Source organism: Actinomyces naeslundii (assembly GCF_001956585.1).
GTDB classification, from domain to species: domain Bacteria; phylum Actinomycetota; class Actinomycetes; order Actinomycetales; family Actinomycetaceae; genus Actinomyces; species Actinomyces naeslundii.
The window spans coordinates 76,497-93,936 of sequence record NZ_MSRR01000013.1; the positions used below are offsets into that span (position 1 = coordinate 76,497).

At 68.5% G+C, this 17,440-nt stretch carries 11 protein-coding genes and 1 pseudogene; 4 read left to right on the plus strand and 8 right to left on the minus strand.

Features of this window, described 5'->3' with window-relative positions:
* Window positions 1-83 precede the first annotated feature (83 nt).
* The 4 genes from BKH33_RS14115 to purD all read right to left on the minus strand — a co-directional run bounded on the left by BKH33_RS14115 (window position 84) and on the right by purD (window position 5,015).
* Window positions 84-1,814, minus strand: coding sequence for a hypothetical protein (locus BKH33_RS14115; protein WP_003784590.1), 1,731 nt, complete (start codon window positions 1,812-1,814; stop codon window positions 84-86).
* Complete coding sequence (locus BKH33_RS07525) at window positions 1,811-2,497, minus strand: hypothetical protein (protein ID WP_003784614.1); 687 nt, start codon at window positions 2,495-2,497, stop codon at window positions 1,811-1,813. Before BKH33_RS07525 ends, BKH33_RS14115 begins: the two co-directional genes overlap by 4 nt.
* Window positions 2,494-3,444 (minus strand): phosphoribosylaminoimidazolesuccinocarboxamide synthase, encoded by a 951-nt coding sequence (locus BKH33_RS07530; RefSeq protein WP_003784605.1) that lies wholly within the window; start codon window positions 3,442-3,444, stop codon window positions 2,494-2,496. Before BKH33_RS07530 ends, BKH33_RS07525 begins: the two co-directional genes overlap by 4 nt.
* 284 nt (window positions 3,445-3,728) lie before the next feature.
* Window positions 3,729-5,015: a phosphoribosylamine--glycine ligase gene (gene purD / locus BKH33_RS07535; protein ID WP_003784612.1), complete on the minus strand. Its 1,287-nt coding sequence runs from the start codon at window positions 5,013-5,015 to the stop codon at window positions 3,729-3,731.
* Window positions 5,016-5,186: 171 nt separating this feature from the next.
* Between purD and BKH33_RS07540 the strand changes: the two genes are divergently transcribed.
* The gene (locus BKH33_RS07540) at window positions 5,187-7,496 is read left to right on the plus strand and encodes a TerD family protein (protein ID WP_076142676.1); all 2,310 of its coding nucleotides are present in this window, start codon (window positions 5,187-5,189) and stop codon (window positions 7,494-7,496) included.
* Window positions 7,497-7,617: 121 nt separating this feature from the next.
* Here the strand turns inward: BKH33_RS07540 and BKH33_RS07545 are convergent, their stop codons facing one another.
* Window positions 7,618-8,391 (minus strand): VOC family protein, encoded by a 774-nt coding sequence (locus BKH33_RS07545; RefSeq protein ID WP_003780924.1) that lies wholly within the window; start codon window positions 8,389-8,391, stop codon window positions 7,618-7,620.
* 134 nt (window positions 8,392-8,525) lie between these two features.
* Entirely contained in the window at window positions 8,526-9,353 is an 828-nt protein-coding gene (locus tag BKH33_RS07550) for a helix-turn-helix domain-containing protein (RefSeq protein WP_076080975.1), read from the minus strand.
* 264 nt (window positions 9,354-9,617) lie between these two features.
* Between BKH33_RS07550 and BKH33_RS07555 the strand changes: the two genes are divergently transcribed.
* Window positions 9,618-10,163, plus strand: coding sequence for a hypothetical protein (locus tag BKH33_RS07555; protein WP_232621520.1), 546 nt, complete (start codon window positions 9,618-9,620; stop codon window positions 10,161-10,163).
* Between the two features lie 71 nt (window positions 10,164-10,234).
* Here BKH33_RS07555 and BKH33_RS13665 read toward each other — a convergent pair whose 3' ends face one another.
* Entirely contained in the window at window positions 10,235-11,620 is a 1,386-nt protein-coding gene (locus BKH33_RS13665) for a hypothetical protein (RefSeq protein WP_143228808.1), read from the minus strand.
* Between the two features lie 826 nt (window positions 11,621-12,446).
* On the opposite strand from BKH33_RS13665, the pseudogene istA reads away from it, so the two are divergent.
* Window positions 12,447-14,114, plus strand: a pseudogene (istA, locus tag BKH33_RS07560) (IS21 family transposase).
* Window positions 14,111-14,926, plus strand: a complete 816-nt coding sequence (istB, locus tag BKH33_RS07565; protein WP_003780969.1) for an IS21-like element helper ATPase IstB — start codon at window positions 14,111-14,113, stop codon at window positions 14,924-14,926. The pseudogene istA and the gene istB overlap by 4 nt, the downstream one beginning before the upstream one ends.
* A 25-nt stretch (window positions 14,927-14,951) precedes the next feature.
* On the opposite strand, the gene BKH33_RS07570 is transcribed toward istB, so the two are convergent.
* Window positions 14,952-17,429, minus strand: coding sequence for a copper-transporting P-type ATPase (locus tag BKH33_RS07570; RefSeq protein WP_003780908.1), 2,478 nt, complete (start codon window positions 17,427-17,429; stop codon window positions 14,952-14,954).
* Between the last annotated feature and the right edge of the window lie 11 nt (window positions 17,430-17,440).

The following is a 17,440-nucleotide window of genomic DNA, read 5'->3' on the forward strand; positions in this document are numbered from 1 at the left end:
CTCCTCAGATAAGGCGGGAAGAGTGTGCCTCCAAGACTACCCGGACTTGGCCGGGAGCATTCATTCAGCCGGCTCACGCCGGATCAGACCTGCCCGAGCCACTCTCCGGCCAGGCGGATCGCGACGATCCCGCCCAGCGTCAGGGCAGCGGTGGCGATGAGCCAGCTCGGCCCCAGGATGAGGGCGACGACGGCGCAGACCACCGCACTGGCGAGCATGAAGCCGCCCACCGCACCGGCCACTCCGGCCGGGGCGTGGGTCGACTGGTCGACGGTGGAGGTTCCCATGATCGGCTTGGGGCCGGAGTCCACGGTGGGAGCGGTCTCGTCGCCGCGCACAGAGGTGCCCAGCAGGAGCGGTCCGCGAGCGCGGGCCACCAACCGGTCGGGGTCGTTGACCTTGACGGTCCCGGTGGTCAGGCCCGCAGCGGCGTCGAGCACACCGGGCTTCCAGCGCTCGGCCTCTCGGCGCACAGGGGTGCCTCCGGCCCAGGCCAGATAGCCGGCGGCCGCCACCAGTCCGGCCCCGCCGAGGACCGCAACGAGCCACGGCGGGATCCACAGCTGGCCGACCTCGGCGTTGCGGGCCAGGTTCATGGCCGAGACAGTGGCCAGGACCAGGCCCAGCAGGGCGAAGACCACTCCGACCAGGCGCTGCCTGCGCACAGCCGCGGGCCACGGGGAACGCGTACGGGCGCCGGAGCTCTTAGCGGGTCCGCGCCCCACCCCCCAGTCGGTGCCGGAGGAGGGACGCCGCTGGCCGCGCCCCTTGGCCGGGCCTCGACCCACGCCCCAGTCGGTACCGCCGCCCTGAGCCTTGATCTCCTCGGAGTCGAGGGCATTGGTGGCTGCCTCCCAGGCACTGGACTCGGCCAGGATGCTGACGTCCTCCTCGGACCCGAGCTCGCCTGGCGCGCCCGTGGGCGGGCTCGCTGATATGCCGGTGGCCGTGGCACCGGTCTGGGAAGCCGTCGTGGGGGCGCCACCGGACGAGGCACTGGGTCGTGTCTGGTACCCGGAGCCGCCTGTGGACGGACTTCCAGCGTCGGGAGCCGGGGCGGAGGCGGGAGTGGGCTGTGACGGCGCGCCGGCCCCGGAGTCGCCACTGGGTACGGCAGTGGGTCTGCCCTGGGAGATGGTGAAGACGCGGGTGGTGGCGCCCCCTGATCGGGGCGCGTCGCTGCCCGTCCCATCGACAGCGGTGGGGCGCACGACGGGCCGCGAGGAACGGCTGTCGTTGACGACACCGGCAACGGCCCGGTCCTGCTGGGCGGCAGCGGCTGCGGAGCCGGGGGCACTGGCGGCACTGTTGCCGGTGGGTGGGACGGAAGCACTCGTCGGGCCGGGCTCCCCATGAGCCTCGGAGTCCTCGACGGGGCTGCCGACGGGGCGCAGGGTGACCGGGGACGCGGGAGAGCCCGCGGACACGGCGGAGTCGGCCCATCCGGAGTCGTCACCTGCGACGTCGGCCAGGTCGATGGCGATGGCGGCGTCAACGGCGTCGGCGGTTCCCGAGGCAATGGCCTGGGCGGCGGCCGAGCGCATGTCCTCCTCAGTCATGACCGCAGCGCCGCCCGCGCCTCGGGCACCGGAGACACCATCGGCCGAGCCCGAGGCGGACGCGGCCGAGGCCCCCGTCGCGGCCGACGCGGTCGAGGCGGAAGAAGCCGGGTTGTTGGCGGAGCGCACGGTCTCAAGGCGCCCGCTGCCGCCGGGCCGGGTGGAGGAGTTCTTCGGACGCGGGGTCCGCTTGGGCATGATGCCCCAGTTGACGGGCCCCTGCTCGTTGTCGGGACGTCGGTCACGGGGGGTCATGAGATCACCTGTCCCAGGATGGAGGCGAGTCCCAGGGCCACGAGGACGAAGCCGGTGGCGCCGAGGAGGAGCTGGCCGACACGGATGAGGGTCTCGCCGGTGGAGGTTCCGGCCAGGCGCTCGTCGGCAGCGCGCCCGAAGGCAGTCGCGGCAAGCGCGGTGGTCACCGGCCCGGAGACCACGTCAAGGGTGGTTAGCTCGCGCCGGCCAGTCGGCTCGGGGACCAGCACCTTGGTCCCCGGCACGGTGAGCGTGGTCAGGTCGGTTCCGGGCTGAGCAGCGCCGGCACCCTCAGGCCCCGAGCCCCGTTGCGAAGACTGGGGGCCCTTGTCCGCCTTGCCCTTGGCGCTCTTGGCACTCTTGGCGGATTCGGCCCGCTGCCGGGCCTGGGCTGCGCGGACCCGGTTGCGCTCCAGGCGCAGGCGGGGGGCGTTGACCACCAGGGAGCGGGCGGAGACCCGCAGAGAGGCGAGCATGCCCAGCCCCACCAGGATGAGGGCGGTGCCGCCCAGGACGCGGGAGGTGCCGGTGACTCCGAGGGCGGAGGTGATGGCAGCCGACAGCGCCAGAACGATCGTCAGGACGATGAGGCAGACGAGGACGTAGAACCCCGGTCCCGGTTTGAAGCCGCGGGCGGCCAGGCCCGTATCAGGGACGTCCAACGAGGGCGAGGTGGTGCTCATGACAGCTCCAGGGGACGGCCGGTAAGTCGTTCATAGGCCTCGAGGTAACGGGACCGGGTCCTCTCGACGACGACGTCGGGCAGCGCCGGGGGCTCCTGGTCTCCGCCGCGGTCCCAGCCGGAGGCCGGCGAGGTGAGCCAGTCGCGCACGTACTGCTTGTCGAAGGAGGGCGTCGCCTGGCCGGGTGCCCAGGCATCGGCCGGCCAGAAGCGGGAGGAGTCGGGGGTGAGGACCTCATCGCCCAGGACCAGGGTGCCATCGGCGTCCGTGCCGAGCTCGAACTTGGTGTCGGCCAGGATGATGCCGCGCTCACCGGCGATCCGGGCGGCCCGCGTGTAGAGGGCCAGGGTCGTCTCGCGCAGGGCGGTGGCGGCAGCCTCGCCCACCATCTGGGTGACGCGCGCGAAGGTGACGTTCTCGTCGTGCTCGCCGAGCTCGGCCTTGGCGGCGGGGGTGAAGATCGGCTCGGGCAGACGGGAGGCCTCGGTCAGGCCCTCGGGCAGGGGCACGCCGCACACGGACCGGCTCTCCCGGTACTCGGCCAGGCCGGAACCGGTGAGGTAACCGCGGGCCACGCACTCCACCGGGTACATCTCCAGCCGCCGGCAGATCATGGCGCGCCCGGAGACCTGGGCGGGGACGTCGAGGGAGACGAGGTGGCCCGGAACGACGTCGGCGAGCTGCTCGAACCACCAGGCGCTCAGGGCGGTCAGGACCCTGCCCTTGTCCGGGATCGGGGTGGACAGGATGTGGTCGTAGGCACTGATGCGGTCCGAGGCGACCACGAGGAGCACATCCTGCCCGGCCCAGGGGCCCTCAGCGGTGGGGGAGTATATGTCTCTCACCTTGCCGCTGGAACGGTGCTCCCAGCCTGGAATGGCGGGGGCCTGGGAGGCGGGTGCTGAGGCTCCGAGGCTGACGGAGACGGAGCTCGCGGACTGAGTCATGCTCCCATCCTGCCATCGGCAGGGTGCCCTGTGCCCAATTCCGGGCCGCCAGGTCGCCGACGCGATTCACCGCACAGCACAACTCACTTGTCGCAGTATCACGCCAATTCATCCGGGTCGCCCGCAGGAGGGCAGCGCGATGGGCCGGAGCAAATCCGACCGGTGGGAAGAGGACGAATCGGAGGGCCGACCGACCCCCCGAACAGGTCGACAGGACGTTGACGTGGGCCAACACCGCCGCCGCTGCGTGCCGCACTCGCCCGTCGCGGCAACGCTCACCAACCTTACGAAAGGATCACAGATGTGTCCTTGGTCTCGGAAGAAGTGCGGGCGATATCGGTACGGTACTGAGCGCCCTCAAGGCTGATGCGCTCAACGGCCTCGTAGGCGCGCGCCCGAGCCTCCTCCACGGTGGGTCCCAGAGCGACGATGGACAGGACGCGCCCACCGGTGGCCACCAGCTCGCCGTGCTCGGTGGTGCCGGTGCCGGCGTGCAGGACGTGGACGTCGTCGAGCTCCTCGGCAGCCTCGATCCCGGTGACGGTGCCGCCGGTCGTCACGGTACCGGGGTAGCCGGGGGCGGCGATAACGACGTCGACGGCGCACTGCTCGGACCATGTGGGTTCGGGGGCCTCGGCGAGGCGGCCGGTGGCGGCGGCGTGAAGCAGCTCGGGCAGGGAGGAGGTCAGGCGGGCCAGGACGGCCTGGGTCTCAGGGTCGCCGAAGCGGACGTTGAACTCGACGACGCGCAGTCCGCGGCTGGTCAGGGCCAGACCGCAGTAGAGCAGGCCGATGAAGCCGGCACCGCGGCGAGCCATCTCGTCGACGACGGGCTGGGCGACCTCGCGCACCACCTGCTCGGTCAGGTCCGCCGGAGCCCATGGCAGGGGCGAGTAGGCGCCCATACCGCCGGTGTTGGGGCCGGCATCGTCGTCGAGGAGCCGCTTGAAGTCCTGGGCGGGGGCCAGGGGGCGGACGGTGGCACCGTCGCACACGCAGAACAGGGAGGCTTCAGGGCCGTCGAGATAGTCCTCGACGACGACGCGGCCGCCGCCGCGGGTCAGGCAGGCACGGCCATGGGCCAGGGCCACAGGGCGCTCATCGGTGACGACGACGCCCTTGCCGGCGGCCAGGCCGTCCTCCTTGACGACGTAAGGGGCCCCGAAGCGGTCCAGGGCGGCGGTCAGCTCGGCCTCGGTGGCGCATACGGCGGCCTCGGCGGTGGGCACGCCGGCAGCGGCCATGACCTCCTTGGCGAAGGCCTTCGAGCCCTCCAGACGAGCCGCCTCGGCGCTAGGACCGAAGCAGGGGATCCCGGCGTCGCGCACGGCGTCGGCGACGCCCGCCACCAATGGCGCCTCGGGACCCACGACGACGAGGTCTGCCTCCATCTGGGTGGCCAGGGCAACGACCTCCTCGGGAGCACAGGGGTCGATGTTGAGGTTCGTGGCGATGGCCGCGGTCCCAGGATTACCGGGGGCGACGACGAGCTCGGTGGTCTGCGGGTCACGGGCGAGGGCACGGGCCAGGGCGTGCTCGCGCGCGCCGGAGCCGAGAAGCAGGATCTTCACGGTCTCAGCCTAGATGATGGAAACCGCATCACGCCTGGAATCGCGGGCACCGCGCGTCCACGCACTGAACCGGCCCAAGCGGTTTCTCGGGAAAACCAGATCGCAGCCGGGTACGCTCAAGCCGGTTTCGGGGCGCGGAGTCCCTGGACGGCGAGGTGTCAGGAGGCTCAGGTGGAAGTCGATCAGTCCCCTGCGACGACGGCGGTCGGCACACAAGCCGGGGCTGCGGCCAAGGTTGCCCCGGCTACTGAGGCCGCCACAGCGATCAACGCAGTGACGATCCGCCGGCTCGGAGCGGTTCACCTCCCGCCGGCCACCGGCCGGCCAACGCCGTCGCACTCCGCCCCTTCGCGGGCGGAGACTCCCACGCCGGAACGGGGCACCGATGCGGGTATCGAGACGGCCCTGACCACCATGCGGGCACTGGGATACGTGCTCTCCGCACCGGCCCGGAAGGCTCTCGCCTCTCCCGAGGCCGCCTGGGCTCTGGTCAATGCCACAGCCCGCCTTTCCTCCGGCTCACCGGCCGCCGAGTACCACCCCTTCTACCCCGACTTCCCCGTCCAGGTCCGCGACGCCTCCGAGGCCACGCTGCTGGTCAATGCCGCCCTGCACTACCTGGGCGACGTCGTCGGGGCCAGGATCCTGCCCGCCTACTGGCCCAGCCCCCGCGTGCCCCTGCCGGAGGACGACAGCGTCCTCACTGAGCTGGACCTGGCCACAGAGCAGGACCTGGAGCGGATCGTGGTCGACCTCTTCGCCCAGGCGACCCCCTTCAGCGCCCAGGACCGCGCGGACCTGACGGCTCTGCGCGATCACGGTCCCAGTCGAGCACCGCACGTCGCCGTCAAGGAGAACCTCGCCGTCCTCACCGTCGCCTTCCCCGGCCTGGACTTCTCCGCCTCCTACCGCACCGTCACCGACGTGCTGCGCCTGGCGGTCGCCATGGCGGGCGGCGACGTCTCCCTGGCCGAGCCGTGCCGGTTCCCCTCCTTCTCCCGCGCGCAACGGCGCCGGCTGCTGGGACTGCTCGACGCCGTCGGGCAGGTCCAGGACAGCCGGGACAGCGCCGAGGAGATGGCTCGGCGCTCAGAGCGGTGGAAGCGACTGGCCCGCCACCTGCGGGCCGGCGACTACGCGCGTCGCTTCCCGCGCGCCACCGAGCTCCTGCGCCAGGTCGCCTCCGGGAGCGCCGAGCCGGGGTTCGGCTCCCGCCTGGAGGAGGCGCTCGCACGCCGCGACGTCGAGGGCGCCCTCCACCTGCTGGTCGCTCGCCCCGGGGTCTTCGCCCGCCGCCTCAACCACCTGCTGCGGCTGTGCGGGGACAACGCCACCCGCAAGCGCGTGGTCGCCGAGTTCGCGCGAATCGCGCCCAAGGTCTCCCTTCCCGTGCTGGTCCGCCTGTGGGAGTACTTCTCCTCCCCCGGACCCGATGCGCTGCCCTGGCGGGTCGTCACCATCAAATCGGGCACGGGTATCAAGACGACGCTCATCCCGTCCACCCGGCACCCCGGCCACGCCGACGCTGCGGTGGTTCGCACCGTTGAGGAGGCCTTGCGCATGCGGGCGAGCCTCGGGCGGATCACCGTCGACCAGCAGCTTTACGAGGGCCACACGGTGCCGTTGGGGCAGCGCTCGGCCTCACCGGGCCTACGCACGGCGGGGCGAGGCACCCGGCTGCCCCTGCCCGAGGGCGAGACGATTCGCTTCTTCCTGCACTGGCGCGATCTGCCCGAGGCCCCGAGGGGCTCTGCCTCCGCAAACAGCCGGGGGATCCGTGTGGACCTGGACCTGTCGGCCTTCTTCGTGTCCGAGGACCTCACTCGCACCGAGCAGATCGCCTACTACAACCTGCGCTCGACCGCGGCCGTGCACTCCGGCGACCTCACTTCCGCACCCGACGGGGCGGCCGAGTTCATCGACGTCACCCTCCCCGAGGCGCTGAGGCAGGGCTGGCGCTACGTCGTCATGACGGTCCACTCCTTCTCCCACCACCCCCTGAGCGAGGTGCCCGAGTGCTGGGCAGGGGCAATGGCCCGCGGCGCGGACCCGCAGCGCGGCGAGGTCTTTGAAGCATCCACCGTCATGCAGCGCCTCGACCTGACCTCACCCGGGTTCAACGCGACCCCGTTCGTCATCGATCTCGCCGAGCGCCGGCTCATCTGGTGGGACCTGGCCGTAGAGGTGGGCGAGCACCAGGTGGCGAACCTGGACCACAGCACCAACCGAGTCCTGGCTCACCTGCTTGATCTGTTGGAGGGCCGGCGCATGCCGCTGGCGCACCTGCTCACCCTGCTGGCCGACGCCGTCGTCGAGGACCCTGATGCGGCCCGGCTGGTCTTCGGCGAAGGCGGGATCATGCCGTGGCAGACCGAGCGGATCCTGGCCCTGCTTGCGCCTGCGGAGGCGACAGCAGACAAGATGACGGAGAAACGGATCGGGGATGCAGCTACGACGACAGACACGGAGCGGTCTGGGTAGCCTGGTCCGTGTCCGGCCATGAGGGTGCTTCCTTCTGCTCTTTCACAGCATCCCAGCGCCCTCGCTCTCCGGACGCAGCCGGGTGGGCCGTCAACGGCTCCACCCGGCTGCTGTGCGAGGATCAGAAGGTGGTGAGCAGGAAGCGCGCACCATGCGGGTCGGCAACCTCCACCATGCGTCCGAACGTGAAGTCGATGGGCTCGACGATGACGGCTCCCCCGAGCTCGCGCACCCGCCGGGCTGCGGCGTCCGCGTCCTCAACCCCGAAGTAGATTCGCCAGCACGAGGGGGCCTCCTCACCGAAGTAGCCGGCCCGACCGACGCCGCTGACAGATCTACCCCCGACGACGCTGGTGTAGAAGTCCTGCTCCTGGTCGGCGATGGTCAGCCGGCGGGTGGACCACCCAGCGACCTCCCGATAAAAGCGCTCGGACACCTCCAGGTCGCCGGCCAGGACGTCGAACCACACCGGCATCCCGGCCTGGTAGGGGTAGGGCCCCTCGAAGTCCTCACCCTCCAGGAGCCCGACGACGTTACCGTCGGGATCGGAGGCGAGGGCATAGGCCATGGTCTCAGTGACGCGAGTGGGCTCCACAACGACACTCCCTCCGACCCTCTCAGCGGCTCCGGCGGCGGTGCGGACGTCATCGACCATGAAGCTCACCCGCCAGCCGGGGTCCCCGTGCGCCTCCTCGGCGGGCTCGAAGGAACCGATGAGCCGACCGTCGTGATGCACCTCGATGGTCAGCGGCTCGCCCGGTTCGGCAGGGGTGATCTCCCAGCCGAGAAGGTCCCGGTAGAACGCGGCCGAGGCGTCAATGTCCGGTGTGTACAGCTCGATCCAGCAGGGAAAGCCGGCAAGGCGCTCGGCGGGCAGGGCGGTGGTGTCGGTCATCAGTGGCTCCTTACGTATCCAGCCGCATGTCGAGGGACGTCATACGCTCCACGACGGTAGACCGGCCGGTACGCCGCGAACGACTCCGATCCTGCTCTCTTGAGCGGTTCCCCTTGAGCCGCCTCAGACGGCCATCAGACCACCATCGCCGCCAGGGCCACGAGGACCGCGGGATCCCAGGGGAGGGCGGCGCGCACCGGAAGAGTGACGGGGCCGGCGACTGGAGTCTCGGGGACACGCAGCCGCGCCACGAGAGGGCTCGCGGGGGCCAGGTGCTCGTGGACGCTGGCGCCGTCGGGGAGGATGGTGGCAAGGATCCAGGGGGCTCCCGGCACCACGGGCAGCTCGACCTCATCGATGTGTCGACGCAGTGTCCCGGTGGCCGGCAGCCCGCTGGGAACCGGCCGGGGAAAGGTCCCGACCCACTGGTAGGGGGCAGGTCCGAGCGCGCGGCGCATCTCCTCGGGGACCTGCGGACGGACGCGGATCCTCCCCGCCGCCGGCACCAGGAGGCTCACGGTCGGCAGGGTTCGTTCGGCGATCCGGTCGGCGATACGGCGCAGGGCGCCGGGTGGGGTTCCGACGTCGCGCAGAAAGCGGCGGCTGAAGGTACCCACCGAGGTGTAGCCGACCTCGTGACAGGTCTCGGCCACGCCCAGGCGGTGGGTGACGAGGAGGTGCTTGGCCTCGTGCAGTCGCCAGGCAGCCAGGTAGTCCATGGGCGAGGTACCGACGGCGGCTGTGAAGACCCGAGTGAGGTGGGAAGGGCTGTAGGCCAGGTACGCCGAGAGGTCCTCGATGGTGACACGATCGCGGAAACGGGTGCGCAGGTAGTGGGAGGCTCGCAGCGCCAGATCGGCGGCGGCCTCGTCGAGCGGCTGACCCGTCTGAGCGCCGTCGACGGCTGTGACCGAGCGGGAGGGGCCCGGCGACATGAGCCCGTCAGGTGGGTACTGGCGCATGACAACACGTTACACAGTGGTGATCTCCGAAACGACGACTCGCGTCCCTGGGTACGGAACATCTGCACAGCCCGCTCACGGCGAAGAGGCCGGGGCCCCCGCATCGAGGGATCCACAAGCTGATATGCCGAAACAGGCCGCTCTGAAGGAAACCTGACTTGCTACGCTACGACGACAACTGAAGCACACCCAGAAAACGGATCGATGTCGACTCCCCAGAATCAGCCCCCGTACCAGCAGCCGTACCAGCCTCCCTATCAGGCTGTGCCTCCCTACGGACAGCAGCGCCCTCGTCCCACCCATGCGGGGAAGCTGGTTGCAGCGATCATCCTGTTCATCACCGGCCCATTACTGGGAGCGTTCATCGCGGGAATCGGTTCCGTCATCGTCGCCGCCAGCATCGCCACCAGTGGAGACGTCATCACCAACGGACAGCAGGTCAGCCTGAGCAGCAACGAGGAACGGACCCTCTACGTACCGGAGGACGCCATCGTCAGCACCTGCACCGTCACCGCCCCTGACGGCAAGGAGGTCCCCGTCTCCCGCAGCACCGGATCGCATATCTCCAACAACAACGGCGACTACGAATCCGCCCTGACATTCAAAACCGCGAAAGCGGGAAACTACCGCGTCTCATGCGACGACCTGAGCGACACCGATACGGTCCTCGTGGGCGCCGGGCTCACCTTCCGCCCATTCATGTGGTCGCTCATGGCAGGGATCTGCGCCGGCGCGGTCTGCTGGATCATTGCAGCCGTCCTCCTCATCCGACGCCACCGGGCCCTCGCCGCGCAGACTCAAGCGGGCTGACTCCGACGCGGAACCGCAAGGACACTTTGACCCGAGAGGCATAGCCCTCACAGAAGATCGCGAGCAGTCACTTAGTACGATGAGTCGATATGCCACTCGTCGATAGCGCTATTGGACGACCGCACCCGTGAGGGCAGCGCAGGCGTCCCCGTTCCAGGAAGAACGATGCCCAACGTCTCTGCGACATATGCCCGAAGATCGACGGCGTGAGGACCAGGCCTGCGAGGTTTCCCCTCCTCCGGGACCATCGCGCCCGCCCGGCGCGACCACACTTTCGCACAAGAGACGCCCGGAGGTTTCTCACCCTCCATCAGAATTACACTCCCCATCGGGATCAGTATATTTGCGACGTCACCTAATTCATCCCGATCATGCAACATCTCCCCCTCCACAAGATCTAGATAGATTCGCTTTAAGGCATTTTGATATCGACACAAACGAAAACACATCAAACCCGCCAACACCGGGACTTTTATGCCGCGAAACATGAATAGATACATAACAATTAACCACACAATGCACGCACACATTGTAGGCCACGCACCACCCACCCCAAACTTAAGGACCGCCACAAAGCTCGGCAATACAAAAGCAGCAATAGAAACTGAAATAAAATTAAAGATGGCCGCAAATCTTGCAAAAGGTTTACTGAGAATAACATTAGGAACGTCTTCCACCATCAACCACACAAATAAACAGCAAACCATCCCGTACAGTATTGCGAATCCGACAGCGCCCACCCCCGCACAGGCCCACCACGCGAGCCCGAACATCACTGCACTAATCGCAAATGTGACAGCATAACCACCCACCGCCCTCGGCACCGACACACGCCCACGACAAGTCATCCATTTAGAGACGCACCCCCATCGCACCCACGAGACCACATTCTGCAGCGCCACAGCATAGTCTCGAACCACACCATTTCCACTCGGTCGCGAAAGCAGAGGCAATAGAGCGATCACGCCGGACGTGAATATTAGAACTATACCAACAAAAACATCGCCATCGACCTGAATCCCGCAGTATTGAGCCGCAAAAACACTTACCCAAAACGCCACAACCAGGGCACCAAAACATGCAGTCAGCACACGCATAAGATCAGCAGCAATATCCTCCCTTCGAGCATCATCGAAAACATCAATCAACCACATCATCCCAACACGCCGCACACCCTCGCCTGCAGGGCGTTTATGCTGCCTCCACGAAAGTGCAGCAAGAGCGACCTCCGCACCAGCGACGACAGCACCGACATCCACGACATCCGATCTAAAACTAGAGCCTGACAAACGGAGTGCCAGATCTAAGAATTCTCCCAGAAAGGAGTCACCAAAGTTTCCCGTCACTAATTTTACCAATAACACACAAAATAATGCCGTAATGAGTGACGCACTTACAGAAAGAAACAGGACTCCAGATCCTGACTTAATTCTTGATTTTACTTCTCGATAATCCACATACCCAGCGCGGTCCTTAGCGCCACCATCAAACTGGCCGCCTCTCACTAGAGACCCAGAAAATCGAGAATGGCGCCCGTCGCCTGCGTTGACAGCAGAACCCCCGAGGAAATACTGACAGTAATGACAGCAACCATGTGATTCGGACTTCTTCTCTGAAGATCTCCAAGACATGATACTCATGTTACTCTGAAATAATTACGGTGACAGTCGTTTGGAACCAGCAGCACCCCTGCACAACATCAGGTTGCACAGACGAACACCATAGTTTTTCGGCTGTCGAGTACACGAACGTGTCAGCGACGATAGTGTCCTACAGCAGCTGATGCTCCAGCCCGCCTCTGGCAGTCCTTATTCGACTAGCATCAGCTGACGCTCGGATCCCTGCTCTGAGTACCGCTATCTCTGACGAGGTACCGCCAAGCCAATGTCTCCTCTCGCTTTCTGTATGCCCGCATCTGGAATGGGAATATAGCGGCCGGTCTCACGGGCGGCATAGAGCGCGACACCCCAGAGCCAGATCACTTCGCAGCGTCCTCCACTATTGCCCATGACCAGCGCTCCGGGATACTTGGGGTGTGAGACGACGTCGTCACAGACTGGCGGGCTCTCGTTGGCAAAACAGGTCGCTTCCGGACCAGCCATTCCACGGTGGTCGGCTTGTTGTACCGGCAAGGGTGGTTGTGACAACTTGGTTCGGCCCCGTTGTGACGGCCTGATCTGGCCCCGCGTGCGACTTGCCGGGGTGTTGACGGTCTGAACTGGCCCCACCCCTTCACGCTGGTCCCCATCACTGGGAACCAGTCGCGAGGGCAAGGGAGCCAAGATGGGATCACGAGTGCAGCTGTACGCCGACATCCGCCACGACGCGCGAGTCGATGGCCTGTCCATCCGCGAGCTCGCCCGCAAACACGGAGTCCACCGCCGCACCGTCCGCCAGGCACTCGCCGCAGCCGAACCCCCACCCCGCAAGAAACCGGTCCGCACAGCACCGCGCCTGGACCCGTACAAGCCGGCGATCGACGAGATGCTCACCTATGACCTGACCGCGCCGCGCAAGCAGCGCCATACCGCGACCAGGATCCTGGCCCGGCTGCGCGACGAGCACGGCGCCACCGACCTGTCCTACTCCACGGTGCGGGACTACGTCCGGGTCAGGCGCGCGCAGATCGATCTGGAGGCCGGGCGCCGGGTGGAGGCGATGGTGCCGCAGGACCACGCCCCCGGCGCGGAGGCCGAGGTCGACTTCGGCGAGGTCTACGTCATCCTGGACGGCGTCAAGACCAAGTGCCACATGTTCGTCTACCGCCTGTCCCACTCCGGCAAGGCCATCCACCGCGTCTACCCGACCGGCGGACAGGAGGCCTTCCTCGAAGGACACATCGAGGCCTTCCACGCCCTGGGCGGCATCCCCACCCGCCACATCCGCTACGACAACCTCACCTCCGCCGTCGTCCAGGTCATCCACGGCGGCGACCGGCTACGCGACGAGAACGAACGCTGGGTGCTGTTCCGCTCCCACTACGGCTTCGACGCGTTCTACTGCCAGCCCGGCATCGACGGCGCCCACGAGAAAGGCGGCGTCGAGGGCGAGGTCGGATGGTTCCGCCGCAACCACCTCACCCCCATGCCCGAAGTCGCCACCCTGGACGAACTCAACGACAAGATCCGCGCCTGAGAGCACGACGACAACACCCGCCGCATCACCGGCCACGCCAACACGATCGGGCAGGACCACCACGCCGAGCTGCCCCACCTGGCACCGTTGCCGGCCGACGACTTCGACCCCGGCCTGATCCTCCACCCCCGCGTCGACCGCTCCGCCCTGATCACCGTCCGCATGGTCAAGTACTCCGTCCCCGCGCACCTCATCGGCCAACGCGTCCGCGTGTCCCTGCGGGCCTCGTGCGTGGTCGTGTTCGAGGGCCGCACCGTCCTCGCCACCCACCCTCGCCTCGGCACCCGTGGCGTGACCCGGGTCGAGCTGGACCACTACCTCGAAGTGCTGCGGCACAAGCCCGGCGCGTTCCGCGGCTCCACCGCCCTCGCGCAGGCCCGCGCCGCCGGAGCATTCACCGCGGCCCACGACGCGTTCTGGGCCGCGGCCCGCAAGACCAGCGGCGACGTGGCCGGAACCCAAGCGTTGATCGACGTGCTCCTGCTCCACCGATCCCTCCCGTCCGACGCGGTGATCGCCGGCATCACCTCGGCCCTGTCGGTGGGCGCGATCAGCCCCGACGTCGTCGCCGTCGAAGCCCGCCGCCATGCCACCACCCACACACCCGCCCCAGCCAGCCAGACCAGGGGCGGGACGGTCGTGAACCTGCCACCCCGACGCCCCACCAACCCGCACCAGGTCATCGCGCACCTGCCCGAAGACACCCGGCCCCTGCCCACCGTCACCGCCTACGACGAACTCCTGTGCCGACGCCAACCCGATCCCGCCCCGGCCCCCGCCGAGACTCACCACCACACCCCGACAGGAACCCCATGACCACCACCAGCACCAGCCGTCCCGAGAGCCTTCGCCGTCGTCAGGGCCTCACCGAGCAAGCCGCGCAGGCCGCGATCGACCAAGCCTGCCGCCGGCTTCGGCTGCCCACGATCCGCGCCGTCGTCGACGACGCCGTGACGGCCGCCACCAAGGAACAACTCACCTACCAGGGCTTCCTCGCCGAACTCCTCCTGGCCGAGGTCGACGACCGCGACCGCCGCTCCACCCTGCGTCGCATCAAGAGCGCCGGCTTCCCCCGCGAGAAATGGCTCGCCGACTTCGACTTCACCGCGAACCCCAACATCAACCCGGCCACCATCAACGAGCTCGCCACCGGCGACTGGATCCGCCGCGGCGACCCGCTGTGCCTGATCGGGGGCTCCGGCACCGGCAAGTCCCACCTGCTCATCGCGCTCGGCACCGCCGCCGCCGAGCAGGGCTACCGCGTCCGATACACCCTCGCCACCCGGCTCGTGAACGAGCTCGTCGAAGCCGCCGACGAGAAACAACTCACCAAGACCATCAACCGCTACGGCCGCGTCGACCTCCTCGTAATTGACGAGCTCGGCTACCTGGAACTCGACCGGCGAGGCGCCGAACTGCTGTTCCAGGTCCTCACCGAACGAGAGGAGAAGAACGCCATCGCGATCGCCTCCAACCAGTCCTTCTCCGCCTGGACCGACACCTTCACCGACCCCCGCATGTGCGCAGCAATCGTCGACCGCCTCACCTACAACGCCACCATCATCGAAACCGGCACAAACTCCTACCGCCTCGCCCACACCCGAGCCCGGGCATCTGTGATGGGGTGAACAACGACCGGCTGGGCTCTTGGGGTCAGCGGTGACGGCGCAACCGCAGCGAGTTGGTGATCACGCTGACCGAACTGAGGGCCATGGCGGCGGCCGCGATGACGGGCGACAGCAGCCAGCCAAAGGCCGGGTAGAGGGCGCCGGCGGCCAGCGGGATACCGACCACGTTGTACACGAACGCGAAGACCAGGTTCTGGCGGATGTTGCGCATCGTGTCGACCGACAGGTCGCGGGCCTTGACCAGGGCGGCCAGGTCACCGCCGAGCAGGGTCACGTCGGCGCTCTCGATGGCCACGTCGGTGCCGGTGCCCATGGCCACACCCACGTCGGCCACGGCGAGGGCGGGGGCGTCGTTGACGCCGTCGCCGGCCATAACGACCGTGTGGCCCTGGGCCTGCAGGGCCTGCACGTGGCCGTGCTTCTGGTCGGGCAGGACGTCGGCGACGACCTGGTCGATGCGCAGCTCGTCGGCGATGGCCCGGGCGGTGGTGGCATTGTCGCCGGTGAGCATGACGACCTTCATCCCGCGCCGACGCAGGTCCTCGATCGCGCCGGCGGTGGTCGCCTTGAGCGGGTCGGCGATGGCCAGCACACTGGCGGGCCTGCCGTCGACGGCCACGACGATCGCGGTCGCGCCACGGCGACGGTAGGCCTCCACCACGGCGTCCAGGGCATGGGTGTCGACGTGCTGGCTGCCCAGGAAGGCGGGGCTGCCGACGAGCACGTGCTGACCGTCGACGGTGGCGCTGACACCGCCACCCGGGTGGGCGGCGAAATCGCTGGCCGCCGGCACCGTGCGTCCCGTCTGGCGGGCAGCATCGACCACCGCCCTGGCGAGGGGGTGTTCGGAGCCGGCCTCCACAGCCGCGGCGAGCAGCAGTGTCCGGGCATCCTCGTGGCCGTCGACGCCCTGCTGGTCGACCAGGCTGGGGCGGCCCTGGGTGAGGGTACCGGTCTTGTCGACGACGAGGGTGTCGACCTTCTGCAGTCGTTCGAGGGCCTCGGCGTTCTTGACCAGCACGCCCTCGCTGGCGCCGCGCCCGACCCCGACCATGATCGACATTGGCGTGGCCAGACCCAGCGCACACGGGCAGGCGATGATCAGCACGCTGACGGCGGCCACGATCGCGAACGGCAGCCGCGGCTGCGGCCCGATCGCCAGCCACAACCCGAAGGTGGCCAGGGCGACGGCGATCACGACCGGCACGAACACCGCCGAGATCTTGTCGACCAGTCCCTGGATCGGAGCACGGGACCGCTGCGCCTGGGAGACCAGGTCGACGATCCGGGCCAGGGTCGAGTCGGCGCCCAGGCCAGTGGCCTCCACCACCAGGCTGCCGCCCTGGATGATCGTGCCGCCGATGACCCGGTCACCGGGGCTCTTGTCGACCGGAACCGGCTCGCCGGTGATCATCGACTCGTCCACATACGCGTGACCATCGACCACGGTGCCGTCGGCCGGCACCTTCTCGCCCGGCCGCACCCGGCACCGATCGCCCAGCTGCAGCTCGGCGGCCGGCACGTCGGTCTCGGTGCCGTCGGCCCCGATGCGGTGCGCGGTGGCCGGTGACAGGTCGAGCAGGGTGCGGATCGCACCGGAGGTCTGGTCGCGGGCCCGCAGCTCGAGGACCTGGCCGAGCAGCACCAGGGTGATGATGACTGCCGCGGCCTCGAAGTAGGTGCCGACCCGGCCGTCCATCGCCCGCATCCCGGACGGGAACAACCCCGGCGCCAGCACCGCGACCACGCTGTACAGCCACGCGGCACCGACACCCAACGACACCAGGGTGAACATGTTCAGGTGACGGCTGACCACCGACTTCGCGCCGCGCACGAAGAACGGCCACCCAGCCCACCACACCACCGGCGTCGACAGGGCCAGCTCGAGCCACGGCGCGACGCTGCCGGGCAGCGCACGCCCCAGCACCATGGGAACCATCACCATCGCCACCAGCGGCACGCTCAGCACCGCCGCCACCCGGAACCGGCGACGCATGTCGACGAGCTCCTGGTTCGGGCCGTCGTCGAGCCCGGCCGAGACCCGCTCCAGCGCCATGCCACAGATCGGGCAGTCACCGGGGCCGTCGCTGCGGACCTCGGGGTGCATCGGGCAGGTCCAGTCCCCTGCAGCGACCGCACCGGCCACCACCGCCGGCTCGCCGGTGGGGTGCTGGTGGTCGTGGTGCTGTGCGGCCGGCGCGTCCCCACCGTCGGCGGGTTGCAGGAACATCCCGCACTTGGGGCAGCGTCCCGGGTGGTCGCTGGTCACCTCGGGGTGCATCGGGCAGAGCCACGTGCCCTTGTCGTGGGTGTCGTGCTGCTGGGCATGTCCGTTCTGGCGGCCGTGTCCGTGCTGGTGGGTGGCGGGTGCAGCGTCGGCATCGACGAGGAACATGCCGCACTCGGGGCAGCGGCCGGGCTGGTCGCTGGTCACCTCGGGGTGCATCGGGCACGTGTAGCGGGTGGTGTGGTCGTGGGTGGCGGTGGCTGCCGGGTGGTTCATGGGTTGCTCCT

Bases quoted from the DNA above. Each gene is read 5' to 3' on its own strand.
- BKH33_RS07545 (WP_003780924.1), bottom strand. From the start codon at position 8,391: ATGACCGACACCACCGCCCTGCCCGCCGAGCGCCTTGCCGGCTTTCCC.
- BKH33_RS14115 (WP_003784590.1), bottom strand. From the start codon at position 1,814: ATGACCCCCCGTGACCGACGTCCCGACAACGAGCAGGGGCCCGTCAAC.
- istB (WP_003780969.1), top strand. From the start codon at position 14,111: ATGACCACCACCAGCACCAGCCGTCCCGAGAGCCTTCGCCGTCGTCAG.
- BKH33_RS07550 (WP_076080975.1), bottom strand. From the start codon at position 9,353: ATGCGCCAGTACCCACCTGACGGGCTCATGTCGCCGGGCCCCTCCCGC.
- BKH33_RS07525 (WP_003784614.1), bottom strand. From the start codon at position 2,497: ATGAGCACCACCTCGCCCTCGTTGGACGTCCCTGATACGGGCCTGGCC.
- BKH33_RS07570 (WP_003780908.1), bottom strand. From the start codon at position 17,429: ATGAACCACCCGGCAGCCACCGCCACCCACGACCACACCACCCGCTAC.
- BKH33_RS07530 (WP_003784605.1), bottom strand. From the start codon at position 3,444: ATGACTCAGTCCGCGAGCTCCGTCTCCGTCAGCCTCGGAGCCTCAGCA.